23 protein-coding genes are annotated in these 23,256 nt (G+C 61.3%); 19 read left to right on the top strand and 4 right to left on the bottom strand.

The features are described 5' to 3' along the window. Positions 1-20: 20 nt before the first annotated feature. From B9Z50_RS16095 to B9Z50_RS16055, 9 genes are all read left to right on the top strand, one after another. Positions 21-1,202, top strand: coding sequence for an isovaleryl-CoA dehydrogenase (locus B9Z50_RS16095; protein ID WP_108365770.1), 1,182 nt, complete (start codon positions 21-23; stop codon positions 1,200-1,202). A 46-nt stretch (positions 1,203-1,248) separates the two neighbouring features. Continuing rightward, positions 1,249-1,905 (top strand): carbonate dehydratase, encoded by a 657-nt coding sequence (gene can / locus B9Z50_RS16090; protein ID WP_108365769.1) that lies wholly within the window; start codon positions 1,249-1,251, stop codon positions 1,903-1,905. 99 nt (positions 1,906-2,004) lie between these two features. Further along, the gene (locus tag B9Z50_RS16085; protein WP_108365768.1) at positions 2,005-3,186 is read left to right on the top strand and encodes an acetyl-CoA C-acyltransferase; all 1,182 of its coding nucleotides are present in this window, start codon (positions 2,005-2,007) and stop codon (positions 3,184-3,186) included. Between the two features lie 82 nt (positions 3,187-3,268). Further along, complete coding sequence (locus B9Z50_RS16080; protein ID WP_108365767.1) at positions 3,269-3,946, top strand: SDR family oxidoreductase; 678 nt, start codon at positions 3,269-3,271, stop codon at positions 3,944-3,946. A 20-nt stretch (positions 3,947-3,966) separates the two neighbouring features. After that, positions 3,967-5,094 carry an acyl-CoA dehydrogenase family protein gene (locus B9Z50_RS16075; protein WP_108365766.1) on the top strand — a complete coding sequence of 376 codons (1,128 nt, stop codon included), beginning with the start codon at positions 3,967-3,969 and terminating at the stop codon, positions 5,092-5,094. 48 nt (positions 5,095-5,142) lie between these two features. Beyond that, positions 5,143-6,534 carry a Trk system potassium transporter TrkA gene (gene trkA / locus B9Z50_RS16070; protein ID WP_108365765.1) on the top strand — a complete coding sequence of 464 codons (1,392 nt, stop codon included), beginning with the start codon at positions 5,143-5,145 and terminating at the stop codon, positions 6,532-6,534. Beyond that, positions 6,534-7,997: a TrkH family potassium uptake protein gene (locus B9Z50_RS16065; protein ID WP_108365764.1), complete on the top strand. Its 1,464-nt coding sequence runs from the start codon at positions 6,534-6,536 to the stop codon at positions 7,995-7,997. The genes trkA and B9Z50_RS16065 overlap by 1 nt, the downstream gene beginning before the upstream one ends. A gap of 36 nt (positions 7,998-8,033) precedes the next feature. Continuing rightward, positions 8,034-8,465, top strand: coding sequence for a rhodanese-like domain-containing protein (locus tag B9Z50_RS16060; RefSeq protein WP_108365763.1), 432 nt, complete (start codon positions 8,034-8,036; stop codon positions 8,463-8,465). Continuing rightward, the gene (locus tag B9Z50_RS16055) at positions 8,465-8,854 is read left to right on the top strand and encodes a YchJ family protein (protein ID WP_108365762.1); all 390 of its coding nucleotides are present in this window, start codon (positions 8,465-8,467) and stop codon (positions 8,852-8,854) included. The genes B9Z50_RS16060 and B9Z50_RS16055 overlap by 1 nt, the downstream gene beginning before the upstream one ends. On the opposite strand, the gene B9Z50_RS16050 is transcribed toward B9Z50_RS16055, so the two are convergent. Next, positions 8,830-9,246: a VOC family protein gene (locus B9Z50_RS16050; RefSeq protein WP_108365761.1), complete on the bottom strand. Its 417-nt coding sequence runs from the start codon at positions 9,244-9,246 to the stop codon at positions 8,830-8,832. The genes B9Z50_RS16055 and B9Z50_RS16050 overlap by 25 nt on opposite strands. 68 nt (positions 9,247-9,314) lie before the next feature. Between B9Z50_RS16050 and B9Z50_RS16045 the strand changes: the two genes are divergently transcribed. Beyond that, positions 9,315-9,974: an HAD family phosphatase gene (locus tag B9Z50_RS16045; RefSeq protein ID WP_108365825.1), complete on the top strand. Its 660-nt coding sequence runs from the start codon at positions 9,315-9,317 to the stop codon at positions 9,972-9,974. A 9-nt stretch (positions 9,975-9,983) separates the two neighbouring features. Continuing rightward, positions 9,984-11,315: a chloride channel protein gene (locus tag B9Z50_RS16040; RefSeq protein ID WP_108365760.1), complete on the top strand. Its 1,332-nt coding sequence runs from the start codon at positions 9,984-9,986 to the stop codon at positions 11,313-11,315. Positions 11,316-11,352: 37 nt separating this feature from the next. Here the strand turns inward: B9Z50_RS16040 and B9Z50_RS16035 are convergent, their stop codons facing one another. Continuing rightward, the gene (locus tag B9Z50_RS16035; protein WP_108365759.1) at positions 11,353-12,390 is read right to left on the bottom strand and encodes an AraC family transcriptional regulator; all 1,038 of its coding nucleotides are present in this window, start codon (positions 12,388-12,390) and stop codon (positions 11,353-11,355) included. 132 nt (positions 12,391-12,522) lie between these two features. On the opposite strand from B9Z50_RS16035, the gene B9Z50_RS16030 reads away from it, so the two are divergent. The 8 genes from B9Z50_RS16030 to B9Z50_RS15990 all read left to right on the top strand — a co-directional run bounded on the left by B9Z50_RS16030 (position 12,523) and on the right by B9Z50_RS15990 (position 20,414). Then, positions 12,523-14,130, top strand: coding sequence for a carboxyl transferase domain-containing protein (locus B9Z50_RS16030; RefSeq protein ID WP_108365758.1), 1,608 nt, complete (start codon positions 12,523-12,525; stop codon positions 14,128-14,130). Between the two features lie 44 nt (positions 14,131-14,174). After that, the gene (locus B9Z50_RS16025; protein WP_108365757.1) at positions 14,175-14,495 is read left to right on the top strand and encodes a type II toxin-antitoxin system VapB family antitoxin; all 321 of its coding nucleotides are present in this window, start codon (positions 14,175-14,177) and stop codon (positions 14,493-14,495) included. Beyond that, positions 14,492-14,899, top strand: coding sequence for a PIN domain-containing protein (locus tag B9Z50_RS16020; RefSeq protein ID WP_108365756.1), 408 nt, complete (start codon positions 14,492-14,494; stop codon positions 14,897-14,899). Before B9Z50_RS16025 ends, B9Z50_RS16020 begins: the two co-directional genes overlap by 4 nt. Further along, positions 14,896-15,420, top strand: a complete 525-nt coding sequence (locus tag B9Z50_RS16015; protein WP_108365755.1) for a DinB family protein — start codon at positions 14,896-14,898, stop codon at positions 15,418-15,420. The genes B9Z50_RS16020 and B9Z50_RS16015 overlap by 4 nt, the downstream gene beginning before the upstream one ends. Continuing rightward, on the top strand, positions 15,417-16,199 hold the full coding sequence (locus B9Z50_RS16010; RefSeq protein ID WP_108365754.1) for an enoyl-CoA hydratase/isomerase family protein: 783 nt from the start codon (positions 15,417-15,419) through the stop codon (positions 16,197-16,199). The genes B9Z50_RS16015 and B9Z50_RS16010 overlap by 4 nt, the downstream gene beginning before the upstream one ends. A gap of 347 nt (positions 16,200-16,546) precedes the next feature. Beyond that, positions 16,547-18,556, top strand: coding sequence for an acetyl/propionyl/methylcrotonyl-CoA carboxylase subunit alpha (locus tag B9Z50_RS16000; RefSeq protein ID WP_108365752.1), 2,010 nt, complete (start codon positions 16,547-16,549; stop codon positions 18,554-18,556). 12 nt (positions 18,557-18,568) lie between these two features. After that, positions 18,569-19,489 (top strand): glyoxylate/hydroxypyruvate reductase A, encoded by a 921-nt coding sequence (locus tag B9Z50_RS15995; RefSeq protein WP_108365751.1) that lies wholly within the window; start codon positions 18,569-18,571, stop codon positions 19,487-19,489. A 16-nt stretch (positions 19,490-19,505) separates the two neighbouring features. After that, complete coding sequence (locus tag B9Z50_RS15990) at positions 19,506-20,414, top strand: hydroxymethylglutaryl-CoA lyase (RefSeq protein ID WP_108365750.1); 909 nt, start codon at positions 19,506-19,508, stop codon at positions 20,412-20,414. Positions 20,415-20,553: 139 nt separating this feature from the next. Here the strand turns inward: B9Z50_RS15990 and B9Z50_RS15985 are convergent, their stop codons facing one another. Together B9Z50_RS15985 and B9Z50_RS15980 are read right to left on the bottom strand one after the other, a co-directional pair. Beyond that, positions 20,554-22,167, bottom strand: a complete 1,614-nt coding sequence (locus tag B9Z50_RS15985) for a glycosyltransferase (RefSeq protein ID WP_108365749.1) — start codon at positions 22,165-22,167, stop codon at positions 20,554-20,556. A gap of 403 nt (positions 22,168-22,570) precedes the next feature. After that, entirely contained in the window at positions 22,571-22,957 is a 387-nt protein-coding gene (locus tag B9Z50_RS15980) for a MarR family winged helix-turn-helix transcriptional regulator (RefSeq protein WP_233249913.1), read from the bottom strand. Between the last annotated feature and the right edge of the window lie 299 nt (positions 22,958-23,256).

Here is a 23,256-nt window from a genome sequence, read left to right as displayed (position 1 = left end):
TAGCCCCCAAAGGAGAAACCATGAACAACTTGCCCGGCCTGAATTTCCAACTCGGTGAAGACATCGATGCCCTGCGCGACGCCGTGCGCGACTTTGCCCAAGCCGAAATCGCCCCTCGCGCTGCTGAGATTGACCGCAACGACCAGTTCCCCATGGGCCTGTGGCGCAAGATGGGCGACTTGGGTGTGCTGGGCATCACCGTGGGTGAGGAATACGGCGGCGCGAACATGGGCTACCTGGCGCACATGATCGCGATGGAAGAAATCTCCCGCGCCTCGGCCAGCGTAGGCCTGAGCTACGGCGCGCACTCCAATTTGTGCGTCAACCAGATCAAGCGCAACGGCACGCCCGAGCAGCGCGCCAAGCACCTGCCCAAGCTCATCAGTGGTGAGCACGTTGGTGCCTTGGCCATGTCGGAGCCCGGTGCGGGTTCTGACGTGCTGAGCATGAAGCTCAAGGCCGAAGACAAAGGCGGCTACTACTTGCTCAACGGCTCCAAGATGTGGATCACCAACGGCCCTGACGCCGACACCCTGGTGGTGTACGCCAAGAGCGAGCCCGAGTTGGGCGCGCGCGGTGTCACCGCCTTTTTGATCGAAAAGGGCATGAAGGGTTTTTCGATCGCACAAAAGCTCGACAAGCTGGGCATGCGCGGCAGCCACACCGGCGAGCTGGTGTTCAACAACGTCGAAGTGCCCGAGGCCAATATTTTGGGCGGCCTGAACAACGGCGCCAAGGTGCTGATGAGTGGCCTGGACTACGAACGCGCTGTGCTCACCGGTGGCCCGCTGGGCATCATGCAGGCCGTCATGGACAACGTGATCCCCTACATCCACGACCGCAAGCAGTTTGGGCAAAGCATTGGCGAGTTTCAGCTCATCCAGGGCAAAGTGGCGGACATGTACACCGTGCTGCAAGCCGGTCGCAGCTTTGCCTATACCGTGGCCAAGAACCTCGACCTGCTGGGCGCTGAGCATGTGCGCCAAGTGCGCAAGGACTGCGCCTCGGTCATCCTCTGGACCGCCGAAAAAGCCACTTGGATGGCGGGCGAAGGCGTGCAGATTTTTGGTGGCAACGGCTACATCAACGAATACCCGCTGGGCCGTTTGTGGCGTGACGCCAAGTTGTACGAAATCGGTGCGGGCACGAGCGAAATTCGCCGCATGCTGATCGGCCGCGAGTTGTTTGCCGAAACCTGCTGAGCAGGCGTGTCATCCTGCGGTAGGCCAGTCCAGCGACAATCCCACCATGACCACATCACTGCAAAACCTTCTGGACAACAACCGCCAATGGTCGGCGCGCATGGTGCGCGACGACCCGGAATTTTTCACCCGCCTGGCCAACCAGCAATCGCCCAAATACTTATGGATCGGCTGTTCCGACAGTCGCGTACCCGCCAACCAGATCACCGGGCTGGACCCGGGTGAGGTGTTTGTCCACCGCAACGTGGCCAACGTGGTGGTGCACTCCGACCTGAACGCGTTGTCGGTCATCCAGTACGCGGTCGACGCCCTCAAGGTCGAGCACATCATGGTGGTGGGCCATTACGGTTGTGGTGGCGTCTTGGCCACACTGCGGGGCATGCGTGTGGGCCTGGCCGACAACTGGCTGCGCCATGTGCACGATGTCAAGGTGCGCCACCGTCGCCGCTTGGACCACCTGCCCGTGTTGGTGCAGGAAGACGCCTTGTGTGAGATGAATGTCATTGAGCAGGTGGGCAATGTGGCCCTGACCAACGTGGTGCAAGACGCTTGGGCGCGAGGTCAAAAGCTGAGCGTGCACGGCTGGTGCTATGGCATCAAAGACGGCCTGGCCAAGGACCTGGGCGTGAGCATGAGCGGCGCGCACGAAGTGGTCGACGTGTTCCGAAGCGCATTCAAACGCTATCCCCGCGGCAGTCTGTGAAGGCTGGTACGGACCAACGCGCTCTAGATCCTCAGGCTTATTTGTTTCGCTGATTCCCAGTTCTAAAGTAGATTTCTTTTTGATTTTCTGGAGAAAACCATGTCCGACCCCATCGTCATCGTCAGCGCTGCCCGCACTCCCATGGGCAGCTTCCAAGGCGACTTTTCTGCGCTGGCCGCCCACGACCTGGGTGGTGCCGCCATCAAAGCCGCCGTTGAGCGCGCAGGCATCAGCCCTGAGCTGGTCACCGAAGTGCTGTTTGGCAACTGCCTGATGGCCGGTCAGGGCCAGGCGCCAGCGCGTCAGGCGGGCTTCAAGGGCGGTTTGCCCAAGAGCGCGGGCGCGGTCACTTTGTCCAAAATGTGCGGCTCGGGCATGCGCGCGGCCATGTTCGCGCACGACATGCTGGTGGCCGGCACACACGATGTGTTGGTGGCCGGTGGCATGGAAAGCATGACCAACGCGCCCTACCTCATGCTCAAGGGCCGTGGCGGCTACCGCATGGGCCACGACCGCATTTTTGACCACATGATGCTCGACGGCCTGGAAGACGCTTACGAGCCCGGCCGCAGCATGGGCACCTTTGGTGAAGACTGCGCGGCCAAGTACAGCTTCACCCGTGCCGAGCAAGACCACTTTGCCACCACCAGCGTGCAGCGCGCCAAGGCCGCCACCGAGTCGGGTGCCTTTGCCACCGAGATCACGCCCGTGACGGTGAAAGACCGCAGCTGCGAACGCGTGGTGTCCATCGACGAAGGCCCGGGCAAAGTCAAGCTCGACAAGATCACCAGCCTCAAGCCCGCCTTCAAGAAAGACGGCACCATCACCGCCGCCAGCAGCTCGTCCATCAACGACGGCGCGGCGGCCATGGTGCTGATGCGCGAGAGCACGGCCGCCAAATTGGGTTGCAAGCCCCTGGCCCGCATCGTGAGCCACGCCACCCACGCACAAGAGCCCGAGTGGTTTGCCACAGCACCGGTGGGTGCGACCCAAAAGGCGCTGGCCAAAGCGGGCTGGAAGGTCGAAGACGTGGACCTGTGGGAAGTCAACGAAGCCTTTGCCGTGGTGCCCATGGCGCTCATGAAAGAGCTGAACGTGTCGCATGACAAGGTCAACGTGAACGGCGGCGCTTGCGCCTTGGGTCACCCCATTGGCGCATCCGGAGCCCGCATCATGGTCACGCTGATCCATGCGCTCAAGGCCCGAGGCCTCAAGAAGGGCCTGGCCACGCTGTGCATCGGTGGTGGCGAAGGCACGGCCGTGGCGCTGGAGTTGGTGTAATTTCAAGGCAGGAGCGGTCTCTGTACGCGCTATTGAATGCCCGTCTTTCGCGGCCGGAGGCCGCTCCTACAAAAAAATACCCATGACCACCATTCTTCTCATCGGCGCATCGCGCGGCATCGGGTTTGAACTGGCCAGCCAGTTCATCGCAGACGGCTGGCGTGTGATCGCGACAGCGCGCAGCGATGAGGGGCTTGAACGCCTGAAGGCCTTGGGCGCACAAACCCTGCGCCTCGATGTAGCCAACCCGGCCAGCAACTCAGGCCTGGCCTGGCAGCTCGACGGCGAGAAGATTGATATCGCCGTTTACGTGGCAGGCGCGATGGACCGCAACAGCGCCAGCACACCCCCCACCCGCGACAGCTTTGACGCGGTGATGCACACCAACGTGATGGGTGCGATGCAGGTCATCCCCCAGATCGTGCCCATGGTGCAAGAGACACGCGGCGTGATCGCCTGCATCAGCTCCATCATGGGCAGCCAGCAAGAAACCACGAGCGGCAACGCCGCGCTTTACCGCGTGAGCAAGGCCGCCCTCAACATGGTGGTGCGTTGCACCCAGGCCGAGCAGCCAGACATCACCGTGCTGGCCATCCACCCCGGCTGGGTGCAGACCGACATGGGCGGACCCACAGCACCGCTGACAAGCGAGCAAAGTGCGAGCAGCCTGCGCCAGACGCTGAGCCACGTCCTTGAACAACGCGACCCGAAACACCGTGGTGCATTTTTGAACCATGACGGCAGCACCCTGCCTTGGTGACCCGATAAAGAAAGACCGACATGCTGCTGAGCCCCGACCAGGAAATGATCCGTGACGCCGTGCGTGACTTTGCACAGCGTGAGCTGTGGCCCCACGCCGCCGAGTGGGACAAGAAGCACCACTTTCCCAAAGAAGCGCACAAGGGCCTGGCCGAGCTGGGGGCGTACGGCATTTGTGTGCCCGAGGAGCTGGGCGGCGCAGGTCTGGACTATCTGACGCTGGCGCTGGTGCTCGAAGAAATCGCAGCCGGTGACGGCGGTGTCAGCACCACCATCAGCGTGACCAACTGCCCCGTGAACGCCATCTTGATGATGTACGGCAACGCCGCGCAAAAAGCGCAGTGGCTCACGCCGCTGGCCCAAGGCCAGATGCTGGGTGCGTTTTGCCTGACCGAGCCGCATGTGGGCTCGGACGCCTCGGCCTTGCGCACCACGGCCGTGAAAGACGGCGACGAGTACGTGATCAACGGCGTCAAGCAGTTCATCACCAGCGGCCAGCATGGCGACGTGGCGGTGGTGATTGCGGTGACCGACAAGGGTGCGGGCAAGAAAGGCATGAGCGCCTTTTTGGTACCCACCAGCGCCCCGGGTTATGTGGTGGCGCGCTTGGAAGACAAGCTGGGCCAGCACAGCAGCGACACCGCGCAGATCAACTTCGACAACTGCCGCATCCCTGCCGAGAACCTGATCGGCCAGGAGGGCGAGGGCTACAAGATTGCCCTGTCGTCTTTGGAGGGTGGGCGCATCGGCATTGCCGCGCAGAGTCTGGGTATGGCCCGCAGCGCGCTCGATGTGGCGATTGACTACGCCAAGCAGCGCGAGAGCTTTGGCACGTCCATCCTCAACCACCAGGCGGTGGGTTTTCGTTTGGCCGACTGCGCCACACAACTCGAAGCGGCGCGCCAGCTGATTTGGCATGCAGCCAGTTTGCGCGATGCGGGTCGCCCCTGTCTGAAAGAAGCGGCCATGGCCAAGCTGTTTGCCAGCGAAGTGGCCGAAAAAGTCTGCTCCGCCGCCATCCAGACGCTGGGCGGCTACGGCTATGTGAGCGACTTTCCGGTCGAGCGCATTTACCGCGATGTGCGTGTGTGCCAGATCTACGAAGGCACCAGCGACGTGCAGAAAATCATCATCCAGCGCGCGCTTTGAGCGCCCAAATAGCCCTTTTGAGCCACCGCTCACGTATCATCCCGGCCCATGAACATCATCATCCTAGGCGCTGGCCGTGTGGGCGAAAGCGTCGCTGAAAGCCTGGTTTCCGAGCAAAACGACATCACCGTCATCGACCAGGACCCGGCTCGCCTGCGGCTGCTCGAAGAGCGCCTGGACCTGCGCGGCGTGGTGGGCAATGGCATTCAACCGTCTGTCCTGCGTGAGGCCGGTGCCAAAGATGCCGACATGGTGATTGCCTGCGCTGCGGCCGACGAGTCGAATCTGGTGGTTTGCAAGATCGCCCACGATGTCTTCAACGTGCCCACCACCATCGCCCGCCTGCGTTCGCCCGAGTTCAACGAGGGCGACGAGTTGCTGGGCAAGTCCGGCTTTGCGGTGGACCATGTGATCTGCCCCGAAGAGTCGGTGATGCGCTACATCGAGCAGCTCATTGAGTACCCCGAGGCCTTGCAGGTGCTTGAATTTGCCGACGGCCGCGTCAGCCTGATTGTGGTGCGTGCGGCGGCCGACAGCCTGCTGGTGAACCACACCATCGCCGAGTTTCGCGACCGCTTGCCGCATGCCGAGATGCGCGTGGTGGCCCTTTACAGGCAAGACGCGCTGGTGGACGCCTTGCCCGAGACCCGTATCCTGCCTGGCGACGAGGTCTTTGTGCTGGCCGACACCCGCAAGATCCGCATCGTGCTGGCCGGCATCCACAAAACCGACCAACCCGTGCAGCGCCTGATGTTGGCTGGTGGCGGCAAAGTGGGCTTGCGTCTGGCGCGCAACCTGGCCGACACCTACCATGTGAAGCTGATCGAGCGCGACAAAAAGCGTTGCGAATACCTGGCCAGCCAGTTGCCATCGAGCACCCTGATCCTCAACGGCGACGGCGCTGACGAAGACCTGCTGCACGAAGAGAACGTGGGTGAGATGGATGTGTTTTTGGCGCTGACCAGCGACGACGAGGACAACATCATGTCGGCCATGCTGGCCAAGCGCATGGGCGCGCGCCGCGTCATGGCCCTGATCAACCGCCGCGCTTATGCCGACATGATGCAAGGCAGCACCATCGACATCGCGATCTCACCCGCGCAAACCGTCATTGGTGAGTTGCTGGCGCACCTGCGTCGAGGCGACGTGGCGGCGGTGCACAGCCTGCGCCGGGGCGCGGCAGAAGCCCTGGAGGGCATTGCCCGCGGCGACATCAAGACCTCCAAGCTGGTTGGGCGGCGTGTCGAGGAAATCAAGCTCCCCAAGGGCGTGAGCATGGGGGCCATTGTGCGCGGTGAGGGCAAAAAATCCGAAGTGCTCATGCCGCACCACGACACCCTGATCGAAGCCGACGACCACATCATCTTGTTCATTCCCAACAAGCGCGATGTGCGTGCGGTGGAAAAACTCTTTCAGGTCAGCGCGACCTTCTTTGGCTGATGTACAAGACTTTTTTCCCCGTGCTGTCACTGATGGCGCGCATCCTGATCGCGTTTTCGGTCACCTTTTTGGTGCCCGGCATCTGGGCTTGGTTTGAAGACCACCACGACCTGCAGTGGATCTGGCTGGCCGGTTTTGGCCTGACCGCTGCCAGCGGCTTGGTGCTGGCGGCCATCACCCAGCGCCATCGGCGCGAATTGCTGGCCAAAGACGGCTTCTTGTTGGTCAACCTGGTGTGGTTGGTGCTGCCCGCTTATTCGGCTTTGCCACTCATGTTTTTGGTGCCCGAGATCACTTGGTTCAAGGCCTACTTTGAAGCCATGAGCGCCTTGACCGCCACCGGGGCCACGGCCTTGTCGGGGCTTGACCATTTGCCGGTGTCGGTCAACATCTGGCGCTGCTTTTTGCAGCTGATCGGTGGCCTGGGCATCATGCTGCTGGTGGTGGCGGTGCTGCCCATGCTGGGTCTGGGTGGCATGCAGTTGTACAAAGCCGAAACGCCGGGTCCCATGAAAGACACCAAGTTCACCCCCCGCATTGCCGAGACGGCGCGGGGCTTGTGGGGCGTGTACTTTTTGTTTTCGGGGGCGTGCCTGCTGGCTTACCGCTGGGCTGGCATGAGTTGGGCCGATGCCTTCATGCACATGTGCACCACCATGGGTCTGGGCGGTTTTTCGTCGTACGACGCCAGCTTTGGGCACTTCAATTCACCCACGATCGAGTGGGTCGCCATCGTGTTCATGACCTTGGCGGGCATCAGCTTTGTGCGCTACTTTGTGGTTTTGCGCAGCCGCTCCATCCTGCCCATCAGCAACGATCGCGAGATCCGCACGTACTTGGGTGTCCTGTTGGCCTCGACCTTGTTGGTGATGGGTTTGCTGCTGGTCCATGGTGTTTACGACGACGGGCTCGAGGCCTTGCGCATCAGTGCTTTCCATGTGGTGTCTTTGGCCACCACCACCGGCTATGCCGCCACCGATTACGCGCAGTGGCCGGTGTTTGCCCCGATCTTGTTGATGTTTTTGGGCTGCTTTGCATCGTGCGCTGGCTCCACGGGCGGCGGCATCAAGATGGTGCGCATGGTGTTGTTGATCAAGCAGGCCCGGCGTGAGTTGGTGCGCATCATCCACCCCCGTGTCATCAACCCGGTCACCTTGGGCGGCGCTGTGATCCCCATGTCGGTCATGACGGCGGTGTTGGGCTTCATGCTCATTTATGGCGGTGCCACCATGGGCCTGAGCATGCTGCTCTTGCTCAGTGGCATGGACATCGTGACCGCATTCTCGGCCGTCATTGCCACCGTGAACAACATCGGCCCCGGCTTGGGTCAGGTGGGCCCTTCCGGCAACTTCGGTGGCCTGAATCCTTTTCAGTTGAGCGTCTTGAGTTTTGCCATGCTGCTGGGCCGACTGGAGCTGCTGTCGGTACTGGTCTTGTTCAGCTCGCACTTCTGGCGCAAATAAAACTGACTTTTTTCACGTCAAAACAAGGAGACACGCATGCCCATCACCAAAGGATTCCAAGCCCTCGTTGACGAGGCCATGGCCCAGGTCATCACCCACAGCGTGGCCGAGGTGCAAGCGCGTCTGGCCGACCCTTCTGTGCAAATCGTGGACATTCGCGACCCACGTGAGCTCGAGCGCGAAGGCACCGTGCCCGGCGCTTTGCTCGCGCCTCGGGGCATGCTCGAATTCTGGGTGGACCCAGCCTCGCCCTACTTCAAACCCGTGTTCGCAGACGAGAGCAAGCAGTTCATCTTGTTTTGCGGCGCAGGCTGGCGCAGCGCCTTGGCCACCAAAACCCTGCAAGACATGGGCATGACCAATGTGGCCCACATCGACGGCGGTTTTGCAGCCTGGAAAAAAGCAGCGGCGCCCATCGTCACCATGGAACAACACAAAGCTGAAAGCGCTGCGCGCAAAAGTGCGTGATGGCGGTGCCATGCCCCTGCGGCCGCATCACCCCCAAAGGCCAAGCGCTGAACTTGGACACTTGCTGCGGCCCGTACCACGCCAACCAGAACGCCCCCGACGCCGAGCGTCTCATGCGCTCGCGCTACAGCGCCTTTGTGCGGGGTGACGTGCCCTATTTGCTGGCCACCTGTCACAGCAGCCAGCGCCCTGCCGAGCTGACGCTTGAAACAGGAGGCAAGTGGTTGGGTTTGGAAATCAAACAGCACCGCGTCACTGGTGCTGACACCGCTGAGGTTGAATTTGTCGCGCGCTTTCGGGTGGCCGGTAAAGCGGTGCGCCAGCACGAACGCAGCCGCTTTGTGCGCGAGCATGGGCGCTGGTTTTATGTCGACGGCGATGTGCTCTGAGCGGGCACTTCGTAGAGCTCTAGCGGCAATCCGTCCGGGTCGGCAAAAAACACGAATCGTTGTCCCGTGTATTCATCGGTGCGAATGTCTTCGACCGAAACGCCTTGTCCCTGCAGGTGCAGCGCCCACTCGCTGACGCTGGTTACGGCAAATGCCAGGTGGCGCAAACCTTGCGCTTCGGGATAGCTTGGGCGCGGTGGCGCGCCCTTGAAAGAAAACAACTCGATTTGACCGCCATCTGGCAAGGCCAGATCCAGTTTCCAGGAGTCACGCGCTGCACGGAAGTTTTCAGCCAAAATTTTCAGGCCCAACACATGCGTGTAAAAGCGTTTGGAGTGTTCGTAATCCGAGCAGATGATGGCCGCATGGTGGATGCGCAGCAGATTGGGCATGGTGAGCGTTTTGGCAGTCTTTCAGAGCCCCTAGTTTGCCTTGAAGCCATGGCTTTATGATCAATGCCATGAACTTTGAAGCCATTTTGTTTGACTGCGACGGCGTGCTGGTGGACAGCGAAGCCATCACCTGCGGCGTGCTGCGTGACATGTTTGAAGAGCAAGGCTGGCGCATGACGCTGGCCGAGTGCATGCAGCGCTTTGTGGGTCACACCGTCAAAAGCCAACGCACCACCATCGAAGCCCACACCGGTCAGCCGCTCACCGATGCGTGGCTGGAACAGTTTTATGCCCTTCGCAACGAGCGCTTGACGCAAAGCATCACCGCCATCGAAGGGGTGCACGAAGCCGTGGCACACCTGCATGATCACTGCCAGGGGCGCATTGCGGTGGCATCGGGCGCAGACCGCTTCAAGGTCGAGATGATGCTCAAGCAAGTCGGGCTGATCCACTTTTTTGAAGGCCGGATTTTCAGCGGCCACGAAATGCCGCGCAGCAAGCCGCACCCGGATGTGTACTTGGCCGCAGCCGCGCATTTGCAGATTGACCCGGCGCGCTGCCTGGTGGTGGAGGACACCACCGTGGGCATCACGGCGGGTGTGGCTGCGGGGGCCACGGTGTGGGCTTATGCCGCGCCGCCGGCCGAGCATGCGCCTTTGATACAGGCAGGGGCCAAGCGGGTGTTCTCGTCGATGGCTGAGCTTCGTCTGACTTGGCCTCAGCATTGAAGGCAACCTATGTACCGCCCACCTGAGTTTCTCAAAGCTGTCCAAAAAGAGTTGGCCGACTGGCGGATGTGGTCAGATCGGCTTGTGGTGTTGTTGTTCGCGGGGCTGGCGGGGCTGACTGTGGTGGTCTTCACTTGGCTGTCTGAGCACGCCTTGGCCACTTTTTTTGTGGCGTACCAGAAATGGTTTTGGTGGCCATTGTTGTGGACGCCGCTGTTGACCATGGCCATTGTGTTCGTGACCCGGCGCTTTGCGGCGGGTACAGCTGGCTCGGGCATACCTCAGGTGATGGCCGCTTTGTCGGTCGAGACGCCGCCACTTTGCCGGTCGCTTTATGTGTCATTGAAATTGAGCCTCATGAAGGTGGCGCTCACCGCATCGGGCTTGTTGGCAGGTTTGTCGTTGGGGCGTGAGGGACCTTCGGTGCAAATCGCTGCAGGTGTCATGCACAGTGCACGCCGTTGGTTGTCGCCCAACTCCCCTATCAAAGACTCGGGCTTGATCCTGGCGGGCGGTGCAGCGGGTATAGCCGCTGCTTTTAACACCCCATTGGGGGGCGTGATGTTTGCGATCGAAGAACTGTCTCGCCGTCCGGAAGACCGTCGCAGTGGCTTGTTGATGGCGGCCATCATTCTGGCCGGCTTGATGGCCGTGTCGGCGTATGGCAACAAGTCTCACTTTGGTGAAATTCGCGTCGACCAGATCAGCTTTGCGTTGCTGTTGCCCGGGATGGTGGTGGCGGTGCTGAGTGGCATTTTTGGAGGCATGTTTGCCCGGCTGTTGATCTACTCGCTGCACAACACCTCCAGCCACTGGGTTCATGCATTTCGTCGTTCTTCACCCATTTGGTTTGCGGGGGGCTGTGGTTTGTTGATTGCCATCATTGGCTTAAGCACCCAAGGGGCGACTTTCGGCAGCGGGTACGCCCACACCCGAGCCATGCTCGAAAACACCGACGATGTCTCAAGCCTGTATGTGCTGTTGAAGTTGGTAGTGACCTGGCTCACCACCTGGGCAGGCGTGCCTGCTGGCATCTTTGCGCCTGCGCTCGCCATCGGAGCGGCACTCGGCAACGACCTGGCCATGCTCATGCAATACCCCAACGCCCCCACCCTGATAGCGCTGGGCATGGCGGGTTTTTTGGCGGCGGTGACACAAGCCCCCTTGACTGCTTTCATCATCGTGATGGAGATGGTCACAGGTCATGAATTGGTGCTCAGTTTGATGGCCAGCGCCCTGATTGCCAGCGGCATATCACGCTTGATCAGTCAGCCGCTTTACGCTGCGTTGACCCATTCACAATTGGGACGTTTGCCGGGAAAAGCACCGGGTCAGGTTTGAGCAGGCGCACCTGAACGCATGCAGGGTCGTGCTCTTGTCAGGTCTGGTTCCGAAATTCTTCGGGCGTCTGCCCCGTCCAACCCTTAAAAGCCCGCATGAAACTCTTCTCGTTCTGAAACCCCACTTCGGCCGCGATCTGTTTGATGGAGCGCAGCGTGCGAAGCAGCAGGTCGGTGGCCAGGTCTCGGCGCACCGCGTCTTTGAGCTGTTGCAAGCTCGCGCCTTCTTCCTTGAGTTGTCGGTGCAGGGTGCGCGGTGACAGGTTGAGCCAAGCGGCCAGGTCGTCGGCGTTGCGGCTGTGTTCGGGGTGTTCGGCCAGGGTCTGGCGCACTTTTTCCACCAGCAAGCGGTCGCGCCGGTAAGGCCGCACCGTGAGCAACAGAGCGCGCTGCAGCATGCGTTGCAGGGCGGCTTCGTCGCGGCGTACCGGCAGGCTCAGGTAACCCGCATCGAACTGCAGGCTGTGCATGTGCGCGTTGAACTGGGTAGGGCCGTCAAACAGCACGCGGTAACTGTCGGCATGGGGCGGCGGGGCAAAACGCAGGGTGGTTTGTTGCAAGGGGATGCGTGAATCCGTCAGCCAACAGGCCACACCCAAAGCGTTGCGCAGCACCGAGACCACGGCAAATTCCTGCAAAGCGCCCAGTCCGCCTTGTTCGGTCAATTGCAGGTGCGCCACACCCTCTTCGGTGCTGACTTGCAAGAGGATGTCCTCAGTCAACAGGCCGTGGTGTCGGCACCAGCGCTGCATGGCCACGCCCAAAGTGGGGGCGGTCAGGGAGGCGCGCACCAGCATGCCGTAACTGCCCCAGGGCAGGCGGCGGCTGAACCAGCCCAGGGCTTCGTCGTCCAGCTCGCGCATGGCGGTGGCCGACAACCATTCCATTTGCAGAGCAGTGATCCGGGCCTCGGGGCGCTCTAAGGATTCTGGCGCAATTTGTGCCTCGGTCAAGGCGGGCAGCGGGTCCATGCCGCGCTGGGTGTACGCCTGAACAATGGCTTTGACAAAAGCCATGGGTGTCTCGGCGCGACCCGTGATGGTCGGTCGTAATGGTGCAGGTGGCTGGGGGTTCATGGGTCTTGAAATTGTGGCACGATTTGCAACCCATTTGACACCCTCAGGCCGGGCGCAAGTCTTAAGCTGGCAGGCATTGCCCCATAGGCGCAGCGGTTACCGTGTGCCCGGGGCCGCAGCCAAGGAAGACACATGACCGTTTTACACTCCCAACTGAACCCGCGTTCTGCCGACTTTCAAACCAATGCTGCTGCCATGCGCAACCTGGTCGATGACCTGCGCGCCCACTTGGAGCGTGTGGCCCAAGGCGGTGGCGAAGCCGCACGCGCCAAGCACACCGCCCGGGGCAAGCTGCTGCCGCGTGACCGGGTGCAGATGCTGCTCGACCCCGGCACGCCTTTTCTGGAAGTTGCGCCCTTGGCGGCTTTGAACATGTACAACAACGACGCGCCCAGCTCGGGCGTGATCGTGGGCATTGGCCGCGTGAGTGGGGTGGACTGCATGATCGTGTGCAACGACGCCACGGTGAAGGGCGGCACCTATTACCCGCTCACGGTGAAAAAGCATTTGCGCGCGCAAGAGATCGCTCAGCAAAACCACCTGCCTTGCATCTATTTGGTCGATTCGGGTGGCGCCAACTTGCCCAACCAAGACGAAGTCTTCCCCGATCGCGACCACTTCGGCCGCATCTTTTTCAACCAGGCCAACATGAGTGCGCAAGGCATTGCGCAAATCGCGGTGGTCATGGGCAGTTGCACGGCGGGTGGCGCTTATGTGCCCGCCATGAGCGACGAAACCATCATCGTCAAGAACCAGGGCACCATCTTTTTGGGCGGCCCGCCTTTGGTCAAAGCGGCCACGGGCGAGGTGGTGAGTGCCGAAGATTTGGGCGGTGGTGATGTGCACACGCGCCTCTCGGGCGTGGCCGATCATTTGGCGCAAAACGATGTGCACGCGCTGGCGCTGGCGCGTCAGGCTGTGAAAAACCTGAACGCGCAAAAGGCCCCCAACATCGCCACACACGCGCCCGTGCCGCCCAAGTTCGACGCGCAAGAGCTGTATGGCGTGATTCCCACGGATACGCGCAAGCCCTTTGATGTGCGTGAAATCATCGCCCGCATCGTTGACGGCTCGGAGTTCGACGAATTCAAATCGCGCTTTGGCACCACGCTGATTTGCGGCTTTGCCCGCATCGAAGGCATGCCGGTGGGCATCATCGCCAACAACGGCATTTTGTTCAGCGAGTCGGCGCTCAAAGGCGCGCACTTCATCGAGCTGTGCTGCCAGCGCAAGATTCCGTTGGTTTTCTTGCAGAACATCACCGGCTTCATGGTCGGGCGCAAATACGAAAACGAAGGCATTGCTCGCAATGGCGCCAAGATGGTCACGGCCGTGGCCACCGCTGCAGTGCCCAAGTTCACCATCATCATCGGCGGCAGCTTTGGCGCCGGCAACTACGGCATGTGCGGCCGCGCCTACAGCCCCCGTTTCTTGTGGATGTGGCCCAACGCCCGCATCTCCGTGATGGGCGGCGAGCAAGCCGCGAGCGTCTTGGCCACTGTCAAGCGCGATGGCATTGAGGGCAAGGGCGGCCAGTGGAGCGCGGACGAAGAAGCTGCATTCAAAGCCCCCATCAAAGAGCAGTACGAAGTGCAGGGTCACCCTTACTACGCCACCGCCCGACTGTGGGACGACGGCATCATCGACCCGGCAGACACCCGCCGCGTGCTGGCCTTGGGTTTGAGCGCATCGCTGAACGCCCCGATACCCGAGACGAAATTTGGACTTTTCCGCATGTGATGTGTATGATTTTGTAAATCCATACACATTCAAGAGGTTTCAAAGTGCGCACCAACATCGTGATCGACGACAAGCTCATGGCCGACGTCATGGCCTCGGGTGATTTCAAGACCAAGAAGGACGCGGTCGAAGAGGGCTTGCGATTACTCAAGCGCAAAAAGGCTTATGCAGCTTTGTTGGCCGCCCGTGGCACCTTGTTTTGGGACGACTCCGACGAGGCCTGGGCCAAGGCGCGCGAAGAAAGGCAAGTTGCAGAGACTGTGCAAGAACCTGCTGCGACTTATGCGGTCAAGCCCGCTGTTAAGGCTCGGAAATCCCAAGCTGGTGCTGAAACCAAGCTGCGTGGGAAAGGCAAGCCAGCATGATTTTGGTGGACTCCAGCGTGCTGATCGATCATTTTCGAGGCACGATCAACGCACAGACCCAACAGTTAGAACGCTGGCTCACTGGGGAAGATGGGCCGCCCGACATTGGTGTCGCCGATCTGGTTATTTTTGAAGTGGTTCGAGGCTTCTCCACGGCGAGTGCCCAGGCCCGAGTGCGCGACCTCCTGTTGAACTTGGAAGTGGTGGAAATTGGTGGCCTCGAGAACGCCCTGCAGGCGGCCACGCTCTATCAACGCTTGCGCCAATCTGGCCGCACTGTGCACAGTCCCATCGACGTGCTGCTGGCCAGCTATTGCATGACCCACGGCCACACGCTGTTGCACCGTGACGCGGACTTTGAATTCCTCAAAACTTTAGGAGGACTGGAGACATGGCCACAATGAACACATCCACCTGGCACAGCCACTTCAACCTGCAAGCGCGTTACCACGTCTGGGTCACGCACCGCCTTCTTGAGGCGATCTCGCGCGTGTCCGATTCAGACTATCGGCGCGACGTGGGCCTGTTTTTCAAAAGCATCCACGGCACGCTGAACCACATGCTGTTGGCCGAGCACCTGCTTTGGTATGCGCGTTTTGCCAAAGGCGCATCGCCCGTGCTGGCGCTGGACGCCGAGGTTGAACCCCACCGCGAACGCCTGGCGCAGGCGCTCAAGGGCGGATCGGCCAACTGGACACCATTGATCGCCAGCTGGAGCGCCGAGCGTTTTGATGGCCAGCTGGACTACCGGACGAGCCAAGGTGCCCCCCTTTCCTTGCCGTTTGCGGCCACCTTGTCGCATGTGTTCAACCACGCCACCCACCACCGTGGCCAGATCACGGTGGCGCTCACCGCCATGGGCCAACCTTGCCCGGAGCTGGACATGGTTTATTTCCTATTGGCAGAACAGGCGCCCAAAGCATGAGCACAGCACTGAAAATTTCAACCCATGGCGGCGTGCACACCATCACACTGTCCCGCCCCGATGTCCGCAACGCGTTCAACGACGAAGTCATCGCCGAGCTGAAAAACGCTTTTCTGGCAGTGGCCCAAGACAGCGCAGTGCGCTGTGTGGTGCTGGCCGCAGAGGGCCCAGCTTTTTGCGCAGGCGCAGACTTGAACTGGATGCGCCGCATGGCCGACTACACCCGGGACGAAAACCTGGCCGACGCGGGCGAGTTGGCCGCCATGCTGCGTGCGATTTATGAATGCCCCCAGCCGACCATCGCCCGCGTGCAAGGCGATGTGTACGCGGGCGGCATGGGCCTGGTGGCGGCGTGTGACATGGCGGTGAGTGTGGACACGGCACAGTATTGTTTGAGTGAGGTCAAGCTGGGGCTGATCCCCGCCACCATCAGCCCCTATGTGATCCGTGCCATGGGCGCGCGTGCGGCGCACCGCTACTTTTTGACGGCCGAGCGCTTTCATGCAGCCGATGCGCACCGCATCGGTCTGGTGCACGAGGTGGTGATGGCCGATGCGCTGGACGCCAAAGTAGCCGAGCTGACACAAGCGCTGGTGAACGCCAGCCCCAACGCCGTGCGCGCTTGTAAAAAGCTGGTGCAAGACGTGGCCGAACGCGAGATCAACGACGCGTTGGTGGCGCAAACGGTGGCAGGCATCGCCGATATCCGTGCCAGCGCTGAAGGCAAAGAGGGTGTGCAGTCCTTTTTGCAAAAACGCAAACCGTCATGGTCCTTGTGATGCTGCCCCAAAGTTTGTTGTCAAGCAGTCTTATGTCATCGCGAGGCACGAAGCGATCCACAGTGGAGCCGCGAGGCATGGATTGCCACGCTGCGCTCGCAATGACGGGGGACGCGTCGTTAAGTATCAGGATGTTATCAAGCTTCTTGATGTCATCGCGAGGCACGAAGCGAACCACAGTGGACCCGCGAGGCATGGATTGCCGCGCTGCGCTCGCAATGACGGGGAATGCGGTGTTAAGGACCAGGGATGCGTCGTTAAGTACGAGGGCGTTATCAAGCACCTTGACGTCATCGCGAGGTACGAAGCGATCCATATTGCGGCTGCAGCCTTTTAAGGAGTTATGAATGTTCAAAAAAATCTTGATCGCTAACCGTGGCGAAATCGCCTGTCGAGTGGCCGCTACTGCGCGCCGAATGGGCATCCAGACCGTGGCGGTGTATTCAGATGCCGACGCCAGCGCCAAGCATGTGCAGGCGTGTGACGAAGCCGTGCATGTCGGCGGCTCGGCCCCCAAGGACAGCTATTTGCGCTGGGAGCGCATTTTGCAATCGGCCAAAGACTCGGGTGCTGAGGCCGTGCACCCCGGCTATGGATTTTTGAGCGAGAACGAAGACTTTGCCAAGGCCTGTGCCGCTGCAGGTCTGGTGTTCATTGGCCCGCCCGCATCGGCCATTTTGGCGATGGGCCTCAAGGCCGAATCCAAGCGTTTGATGGAAGCCGCCGGTGTGCCACTGGTACCCGGTTACCACGGCACTGACCAGGACCCGGCGCTGCTGCAACGCGAAGCCGATCGCATCGGTTACCCCGCCCTCATCAAAGCCAGTGCAGGTGGCGGTGGCAAAGGCATGCGCGTGGTGGAAAAGTCCGAAGACTTCGCCGCTGCCTTGGCCAGTTGCCAGCGCGAAGCGATCAACAGCTTTGGCAGCGACGCGGTGCTGATCGAAAAGTACGTGCAGCGCCCGCGCCACATCGAGATCCAGGTGTTTGGTGACACGCAAGGCAACTGCGTGTACCTGTTTGAGCGCGACTGCTCGGTGCAGCGCCGCCACCAAAAGGTGCTCGAAGAAGCCCCCGCCCCCGGCATGACCGAGGCCCTGCGTGCACAAATGGGCGCGGCCGCTGTGGCGGCTGCCAAGGCGGTGAACTACGTGGGCGCGGGCACGGTGGAGTTCATCGTTGAACAAACGGCGTATGACCAGCCCGAATCCATGAAGTTTTTCTTCATGGAGATGAACACCCGCTTGCAGGTCGAGCACCCGGTGACCGAAGCCATTACCGGGCTGGATCTGGTGGAGTGGCAACTGCGTGTGGCCAGTGGCGAGCCGTTGCCGCTTCAGCAAAACGAGATCCGCATGACAGGCCATGCCATCGAGGCGCGCCTTTGCGCCGAGAACCCCGACAACAATTTCTTGCCCGCCACCGGCACTTTGCAGGTCTACCGCAAGCCGCAAGCCAGCAGCTTTGAAAGAAGCACGGTGCGCATCGACGACGGCGTGCGCGAAGGCGACACCATCAGCCCGTTTTACGACTCCATGGTGGCCAAGCTCATCGTGCACGGCGACACCCGCGAGCAAGCGCTGGCCCGGCTGAACACGGCTTTGGCGCAAACCCACATCGTGGGCCTGAACACCAATGTGCAGTTCTTGCGCCATGTGGTGCGCAGCGAGGCATTTGCCACCGCCAAGCTCGACACCGCGCTCATCCAGCGCGAAGCCGCTGTGCTGTTCAAACAAGAAACCGTGGGCTTGGCCGCAGCCGTGGCCGCCGTGGTGGCCCACACTTTGCACGCCGAAAAAGCCTTGCAGGGGGCAGACCCCTTCAGCCGCCGCGATGGCTGGCAGTCGCACGGCCTGGCGCAGCGCCGCTTTGAGTTTGTCTGGCAAGACCAGCCGCGTTCAGCCCGTCTGAACTACCTGCACGACGGCGCTCTGAGTCTTTCACTGGAAGGCGATAACGCCAGCGCTGCCGTGCTGACATTTGCCGCCCATGGCGCAGGCCTTTGGGTGCAGTGGGGCAGCACGCCCCGCTGCTTCAGTCAACTCGATTGGCAAGGCGAGACCGCGCACATTTTTACGCCACAAGGCGCGACCCGCATTACCGTGCTCGACCCCCTGGCGCACGCGGGCGAAGCTGCGCAAGAAGGCGGTCGCCTCACGGCCCCCATGCCGGGCAAGGTGGTGTCCTTTGCCGTCAAGGCGGGCGACAAGGTCAAAGCCGGTCAGCCTTTGGCCGTGATGGAAGCCATGAAAATGGAGCACACCATCAGTGCGCCCAAAGACGGCGTGGTGGCCGAGCTGCTGTACGCGCCGGGAGACCAAGTCGCCGACGGGGCAGAGCTGCTCAAGTTGGGCTGACAAAATCGGGCCATGAACATCACCATTTGCTTTGACAAGCTCGACCCCGCGCCCTGGGTGCAGGGTCTGCAACAAGCCTTTCCAGAGGCCTCGGTGTCTGCTTGGGCACCTGGCGCACCTCCCGCCGATCACGCTATCGTGTGGGCGCCGCCTCAGCAGTTCATCGACGAACAACCGGGTCTGCAAACCCTGTTCAACATCGGCGCAGGTGTGGACGCTTTGCTGCAGCTGAAACTGCCGCCAGCGCTGAAGGTGGTGCGTCTGGACGACGCGGGCATGTCGGTGCAAATGGCCGAATACGTGTGCCATGCGGTGATCCGGCATTTTCGGGAGTTCGACGGCTACGACGCCGACACGCAAGCGGGCAAATGGTCCTACCGCAAACCCCGCAGTCGCGCCGATTTCGCGGTGGGCGTGATGGGCCTGGGCGTTTTGGGTGAGCGCGTGGCCAAAGCGCTGCAGGTGTTTGATTTTCCGGTCAACGGCTACAGCCGCAGTCCCAAAGACCTGCCCGGCATCCGCTGCTTCAGCGGGGCGCAGAGCCTGCCCGAATTCCTGGCCGCTACGCGCGTGCTGGTCAACCTGATGCCGCTCACGGCAGAGACCGAAAACATCTTGAACAAAGACACGCTATCGCAACTGCAAAAAGGCGGTTATGTGATCAACGTGGCCCGTGGCAAACACCTGGTGGACGAAGACCTGCTAGCCCTGATCGACAGCGGGCACTTGGCCGGGGCCACGCTGGACGTGTTCCGCATCGAGCCACTGCCCGCCGACCATGTGTTCTGGCAACACCCGAAAATCACCGTCACGCCGCACACCTCGGCCCGCACCCTGCGCGAAGAAAGCATCGCGCAAATCGTGGACAAAATGCAGGCGCTGCAGCGCGGCGAGCCCATCCGTGGCGTGGTGGACCACCAGCGCGGTTATTGAACATCCAGACAATCCCATGACCCTTCCTTCCCGCGTTCAACTCATCGACGTCGGCCCCCGTGACGGTTTGCAAAACGAAAAGCAGCCAGTTCCGGCCGAGGTCAAAATTGGTTTGGTGCACCGCCTGCAGGCGGCGGGCCTCACCGAGATCGAGGTCACCAGTTTTGTGTCCCCGAAGTGGGTGCCGCAGATGGCCGACAACGCGGTCGTGATGGCGGGCATAGCGCGCCAAGCCGGCGTGCGCTACTCGGTGCTCACGCCCAACATGGTCGGATTTCAGGCAGCAGTCGCATCGAAGCCCGACGAGATCGTGGTTTTTGGTGCCGCCAGCCAAGCCTTCAGCCAGAAGAACATCAACTGCTCGATCGAAGAAAGCATGGAGCGTTTTGCGCCCGTGGTGCAAGCGGCCTTGGCGGCTGGCATTGCCGTTCGCGGGGCCATGAGCTGCACGGTTGGCTGCCCTTATGAGGGCGAAGTCTCACCGGCCAGCGTGGCCCACCTGGCGGGTTTGATGAAGCAGATCGGCGTGCAGCGTGTGGACGTGGCCGACACCATTGGCACTGGCACGCCGCTCAAGGTGCAGCGTGCCATCGAGGCCGCGCTGCAGCACTTCGACATCGACCACATCTGCGGCCATTTTCACGACACCTACGGCCAAGCGCTCGCCAACACGCTGGCGGCGCTGCAAATGGGGGTGTGGAACTTCCAGTCGTCGGTAGCAGGCTTGGGCGGATGCCCTTATGCCAAGGGTGCCACGGGCAACGTGGCCACTGAAGACGTGGTGTACATGCTGCACGGCATGGGCATTGAGACGGGCATTGACCTGGACAAGCTGGTGGATGCGGGGGCCTTCATCAGCGACTTTTTGGGCCGCCAACCCAACTCGAATGTGGCCAAGGCCTTGTTGACCAAGCGGGCGGGTTGAGTGGGCGGGGACAGGGCGTGTGCCACGCCCATCGCCCACGGGGTGGGCTCCTACGAGGAGCGCACCCACGCGCAGGACGTTTGCCGCGCCTATAGCCCACGGGTCGGCTCCTACGCAGGCCCAAGCCCTCGGGCCTCCATCAAGGCCAGTTGCTTGCTGACTGACCTTTGTCAGCTTGGGCCGCATCTTCTTGCATGGCGAGCGTCAGCGCCGCCGTCAGTTCGTCAAAGTGCGTGATCTCGGTCACCCCCGCGATGGTTTTGAGGCGGGGTGATTTGGGCTCAATCATCCAGGCCCGGTCGGCTTGACTGAGCATGTCCACGTCGTTGTCGTTGTCGCCCATGGCCCAGATGGTGTCAAAGCGCGGCTGAATGTCTTCGCAGCGAAATTGCACCAGCACATGGTGCTTGGAAATGCCGATGCGGGCGGCGGCCGGTTCTGTCGCGTTCGGGTCGGGCAAAAAGGCGCTGTTGATGCTCAATTCGCCTGTGCACACATCGCCTTGAAACTGCACCGTGTGCGCCAGCGCGAAGTCGGCAAAGATGCGTTTGCGCAGCACTTCTGCAGCGACAAAATAACTGTCGGACACCACGCCCACCATGAAACCGGCCCTCTTGAAGGCCTTCACGCACTCGATCACGCCCGGCCGGATGGGCATGGCCTTGGCCACGGCTTCGAATTTTTGGCGGTGCACAAATCGGAAAATTTGCGCGATGTTGGCGCTGCGTGTGAGCGCGTCTGGGTTGGCAGCATCCAGGTGCTTGTTCAGCTCATCGACCTGGCCTGTGGCCTGCGCCAGCAAGGTGGCGAAGCGGCTGGTGGTCACCGTGCCATCCATGTCCAGCAGCAACAGTTTTGTGCGGTTTTTCTGGCGCGTGATGGCGTAGTCCCACGAAGCGGTGGCCTGGCGCTGGCTTTCGTACATGGCGGTGATTTGTTCCACATGCAAGCGGCCCGATTCGCGGGCGCGGCTGTAGATCACACGCGAGACCTCGTTGGCCATCGATGTCAGGTCCAACAGTGGCTGGCTGTCGTGCTCCAGGTGGCCAATGTCCACCTCGGTGAGATTGGCGTTGGCGCGCCAAGCGTCGATCAGCAAGCCAATGTCCACGCCGTAGCCGTCTTCGAACGTGAGTTGCTGCAGCAGTGACTTGCGTGCCGCAATGATGCCGCCCAGGGGCTGGTTGAAGTGCGCCAGTTCCGGGAAAAATACCTTGAGCATGGGCTTGGCGGTGAGCTCGGTCACGCGACCGCCGCCCCGGCCAAACCGCGCTTTCACAAACTCGGCTTGGCCTGCAATCAGGGGGCGGGCCAGGTCGCTGATGATGCCGCTGCGCAGGCCTTTGAGGTCACCGTCGAGGTAAACCAGGATTTCGCTTTGCGCCACCCGCGCCCCATCGGCCATGGACGCACCCTTGCCCAGCAAACTGCTGGTGATCACGCGCGCGCCGGCTTCGCGGGCCAGGCTCACGGTGTTGTCGATCGAGCTGTCGTCCACCACGATCACTTCGGCGGTGGCCGAATCGCTCAGGGCGTAACGCACCACATCGGCGATGCGTTTTTGCTCGTTCAAAGCGGGGATGATGACGCTGACACAGGGCCCCAGAGGCGCCTCCAGACGCAGCGGTTCAGGTGTGGGCGCTGCCTGCATGGGCGTGGCCGTGTCCAGCTTTTGCCAATTGCCCAGGCGGCGGCCTAGCCAATGCTGCAGGCCTTGCCATGCCCTTTGCCATGTGCGTTGCCAAATGTTCATGGTGTTCACCTTTCGGGTTGATGCAAGCTGGGCGGCGCAGGCGCTGATGACCCGGTGCGTCGCTTTGTGCGACGCGGCCGCTGGCTGCGTGATGAACCTGAAGACTCAGGAGCGGGCCTGCCCGTGGGCGGCCCAATAAGGGCAAAAGGCTGCCCATCGAGGCTTCATTTTACATTTGAGCAAATGCAATCGCTTGAAAGGCCCGGCGTAAGGTGGGTTGTCACTTTGTCACCAAGGTGCCAGCGAGCACTGGCCAGTCGTCAAAGCAGCAGGTTCAAAAGGTATTGAACCGTCAATCTAGGCGAGCAAGTGAGCCAAGACAGGTCCAGTTCTCAGTTTCCAAGGGCAGCAAAGACGCGAGGCGAGCTTCGATCCCCGGCCCTCGGCCATCGTGGCCAGTCGCTCACATCATCGCGATGGGGGTGTGTGCGGCTTTCTCGTCCACTTCCAGGCGGTTGATCAGCGCCGACAGGTTGTGCTCCAGTTGCAGCAGTGTCACTTCGTCCATGTGCTGCAAAGCGTGGGGCAGGACGCCGGCAAAGGGGCCGGGTATTTTTTTGAGCAACTTCAGTCCCTCGGGCAGCACATACAGCTCCACCACGCGGCGGTCGGCGCTGGATTTTTCACTGTGCAGCAGCCCGCTTTTGATGAGCGAGCGCACCAAGTTGCTGGTGGTTGACTGGTGGATGTCCATCAGCTCGGCCAGTTTCGTTACACCCAGGCCTTGGTGTTGTGACACCAGGCTCAGGGCCCAGACCTGCGCGCCGCCAATGCCGGATTGTTTTTCCATGGTCTGGAAATGGCGCCTGACGGTGTTGAAAATCAATCTGAATTGCCGCAATACCCGGGCAGCGTGGTCATCCAAAGCAGGGTGTTCGCCGGGATCAGGCGATGTGCGCGGTGCAGAGAGGGGGGGCATGATGGCAAGCAGTTTGGAGTCTGCGAAGCATACGCCAAAGCGCCCCTGTCACATGGGCTCAACGACCAAAAAAAAGGGAGGCAAGCCTCCCTGAAGCCTTGTTCTGGCGTTGAAAAGGCCTGATTATTATATTGGTACAAATGAAATGGGTTGACGGGGAAAACCCTAGG

This window comes from Limnohabitans sp. Bal53 (assembly GCF_003063355.1).
In the GTDB taxonomy this organism is placed as follows: Bacteria; Pseudomonadota; Gammaproteobacteria; order Burkholderiales; family Burkholderiaceae_C; genus Limnohabitans_A.
This window is presented reverse-complemented; position numbering and strand designations above follow the sequence as displayed.

Excerpts from the sequence above, each read along its gene's own strand:
- B9Z50_RS16095 (WP_108365770.1), top strand. The coding sequence starts at position 21 with ATGAACAACTTGCCCGGCCTGAATTTCCAACTCGGTGAAGACATCGAT.
- can (WP_108365769.1), top strand. The coding sequence starts at position 1,249 with ATGACCACATCACTGCAAAACCTTCTGGACAACAACCGCCAATGGTCG.
- B9Z50_RS16085 (WP_108365768.1), top strand. The coding sequence starts at position 2,005 with ATGTCCGACCCCATCGTCATCGTCAGCGCTGCCCGCACTCCCATGGGC.
- B9Z50_RS16080 (WP_108365767.1), top strand. The coding sequence starts at position 3,269 with ATGACCACCATTCTTCTCATCGGCGCATCGCGCGGCATCGGGTTTGAA.
- B9Z50_RS16075 (WP_108365766.1), top strand. The coding sequence starts at position 3,967 with ATGCTGCTGAGCCCCGACCAGGAAATGATCCGTGACGCCGTGCGTGAC.
- trkA (WP_108365765.1), top strand. The coding sequence starts at position 5,143 with ATGAACATCATCATCCTAGGCGCTGGCCGTGTGGGCGAAAGCGTCGCT.
- B9Z50_RS16065 (WP_108365764.1), top strand. The coding sequence starts at position 6,534 with ATGTACAAGACTTTTTTCCCCGTGCTGTCACTGATGGCGCGCATCCTG.
- B9Z50_RS16060 (WP_108365763.1), top strand. The coding sequence starts at position 8,034 with ATGCCCATCACCAAAGGATTCCAAGCCCTCGTTGACGAGGCCATGGCC.
- B9Z50_RS16055 (WP_108365762.1), top strand. The coding sequence starts at position 8,465 with ATGGCGGTGCCATGCCCCTGCGGCCGCATCACCCCCAAAGGCCAAGCG.
- B9Z50_RS16050 (WP_108365761.1), bottom strand. The coding sequence starts at position 9,246 with ATGCCCAATCTGCTGCGCATCCACCATGCGGCCATCATCTGCTCGGAT.
- B9Z50_RS16045 (WP_108365825.1), top strand. The coding sequence starts at position 9,315 with ATGAACTTTGAAGCCATTTTGTTTGACTGCGACGGCGTGCTGGTGGAC.
- B9Z50_RS16040 (WP_108365760.1), top strand. The coding sequence starts at position 9,984 with ATGTACCGCCCACCTGAGTTTCTCAAAGCTGTCCAAAAAGAGTTGGCC.
- B9Z50_RS16035 (WP_108365759.1), bottom strand. The coding sequence starts at position 12,390 with ATGAACCCCCAGCCACCTGCACCATTACGACCGACCATCACGGGTCGC.
- B9Z50_RS16030 (WP_108365758.1), top strand. The coding sequence starts at position 12,523 with ATGACCGTTTTACACTCCCAACTGAACCCGCGTTCTGCCGACTTTCAA.
- B9Z50_RS16020 (WP_108365756.1), top strand. The coding sequence starts at position 14,492 with ATGATTTTGGTGGACTCCAGCGTGCTGATCGATCATTTTCGAGGCACG.
- B9Z50_RS16015 (WP_108365755.1), top strand. The coding sequence starts at position 14,896 with ATGAACACATCCACCTGGCACAGCCACTTCAACCTGCAAGCGCGTTAC.
- B9Z50_RS16010 (WP_108365754.1), top strand. The coding sequence starts at position 15,417 with ATGAGCACAGCACTGAAAATTTCAACCCATGGCGGCGTGCACACCATC.
- B9Z50_RS16000 (WP_108365752.1), top strand. The coding sequence starts at position 16,547 with ATGTTCAAAAAAATCTTGATCGCTAACCGTGGCGAAATCGCCTGTCGA.
- B9Z50_RS15995 (WP_108365751.1), top strand. The coding sequence starts at position 18,569 with ATGAACATCACCATTTGCTTTGACAAGCTCGACCCCGCGCCCTGGGTG.
- B9Z50_RS15990 (WP_108365750.1), top strand. The coding sequence starts at position 19,506 with ATGACCCTTCCTTCCCGCGTTCAACTCATCGACGTCGGCCCCCGTGAC.
- B9Z50_RS15985 (WP_108365749.1), bottom strand. The coding sequence starts at position 22,167 with ATGAACATTTGGCAACGCACATGGCAAAGGGCATGGCAAGGCCTGCAG.
- B9Z50_RS15980 (WP_233249913.1), bottom strand. The coding sequence starts at position 22,957 with ATGGAAAAACAATCCGGCATTGGCGGCGCGCAGGTCTGGGCCCTGAGC.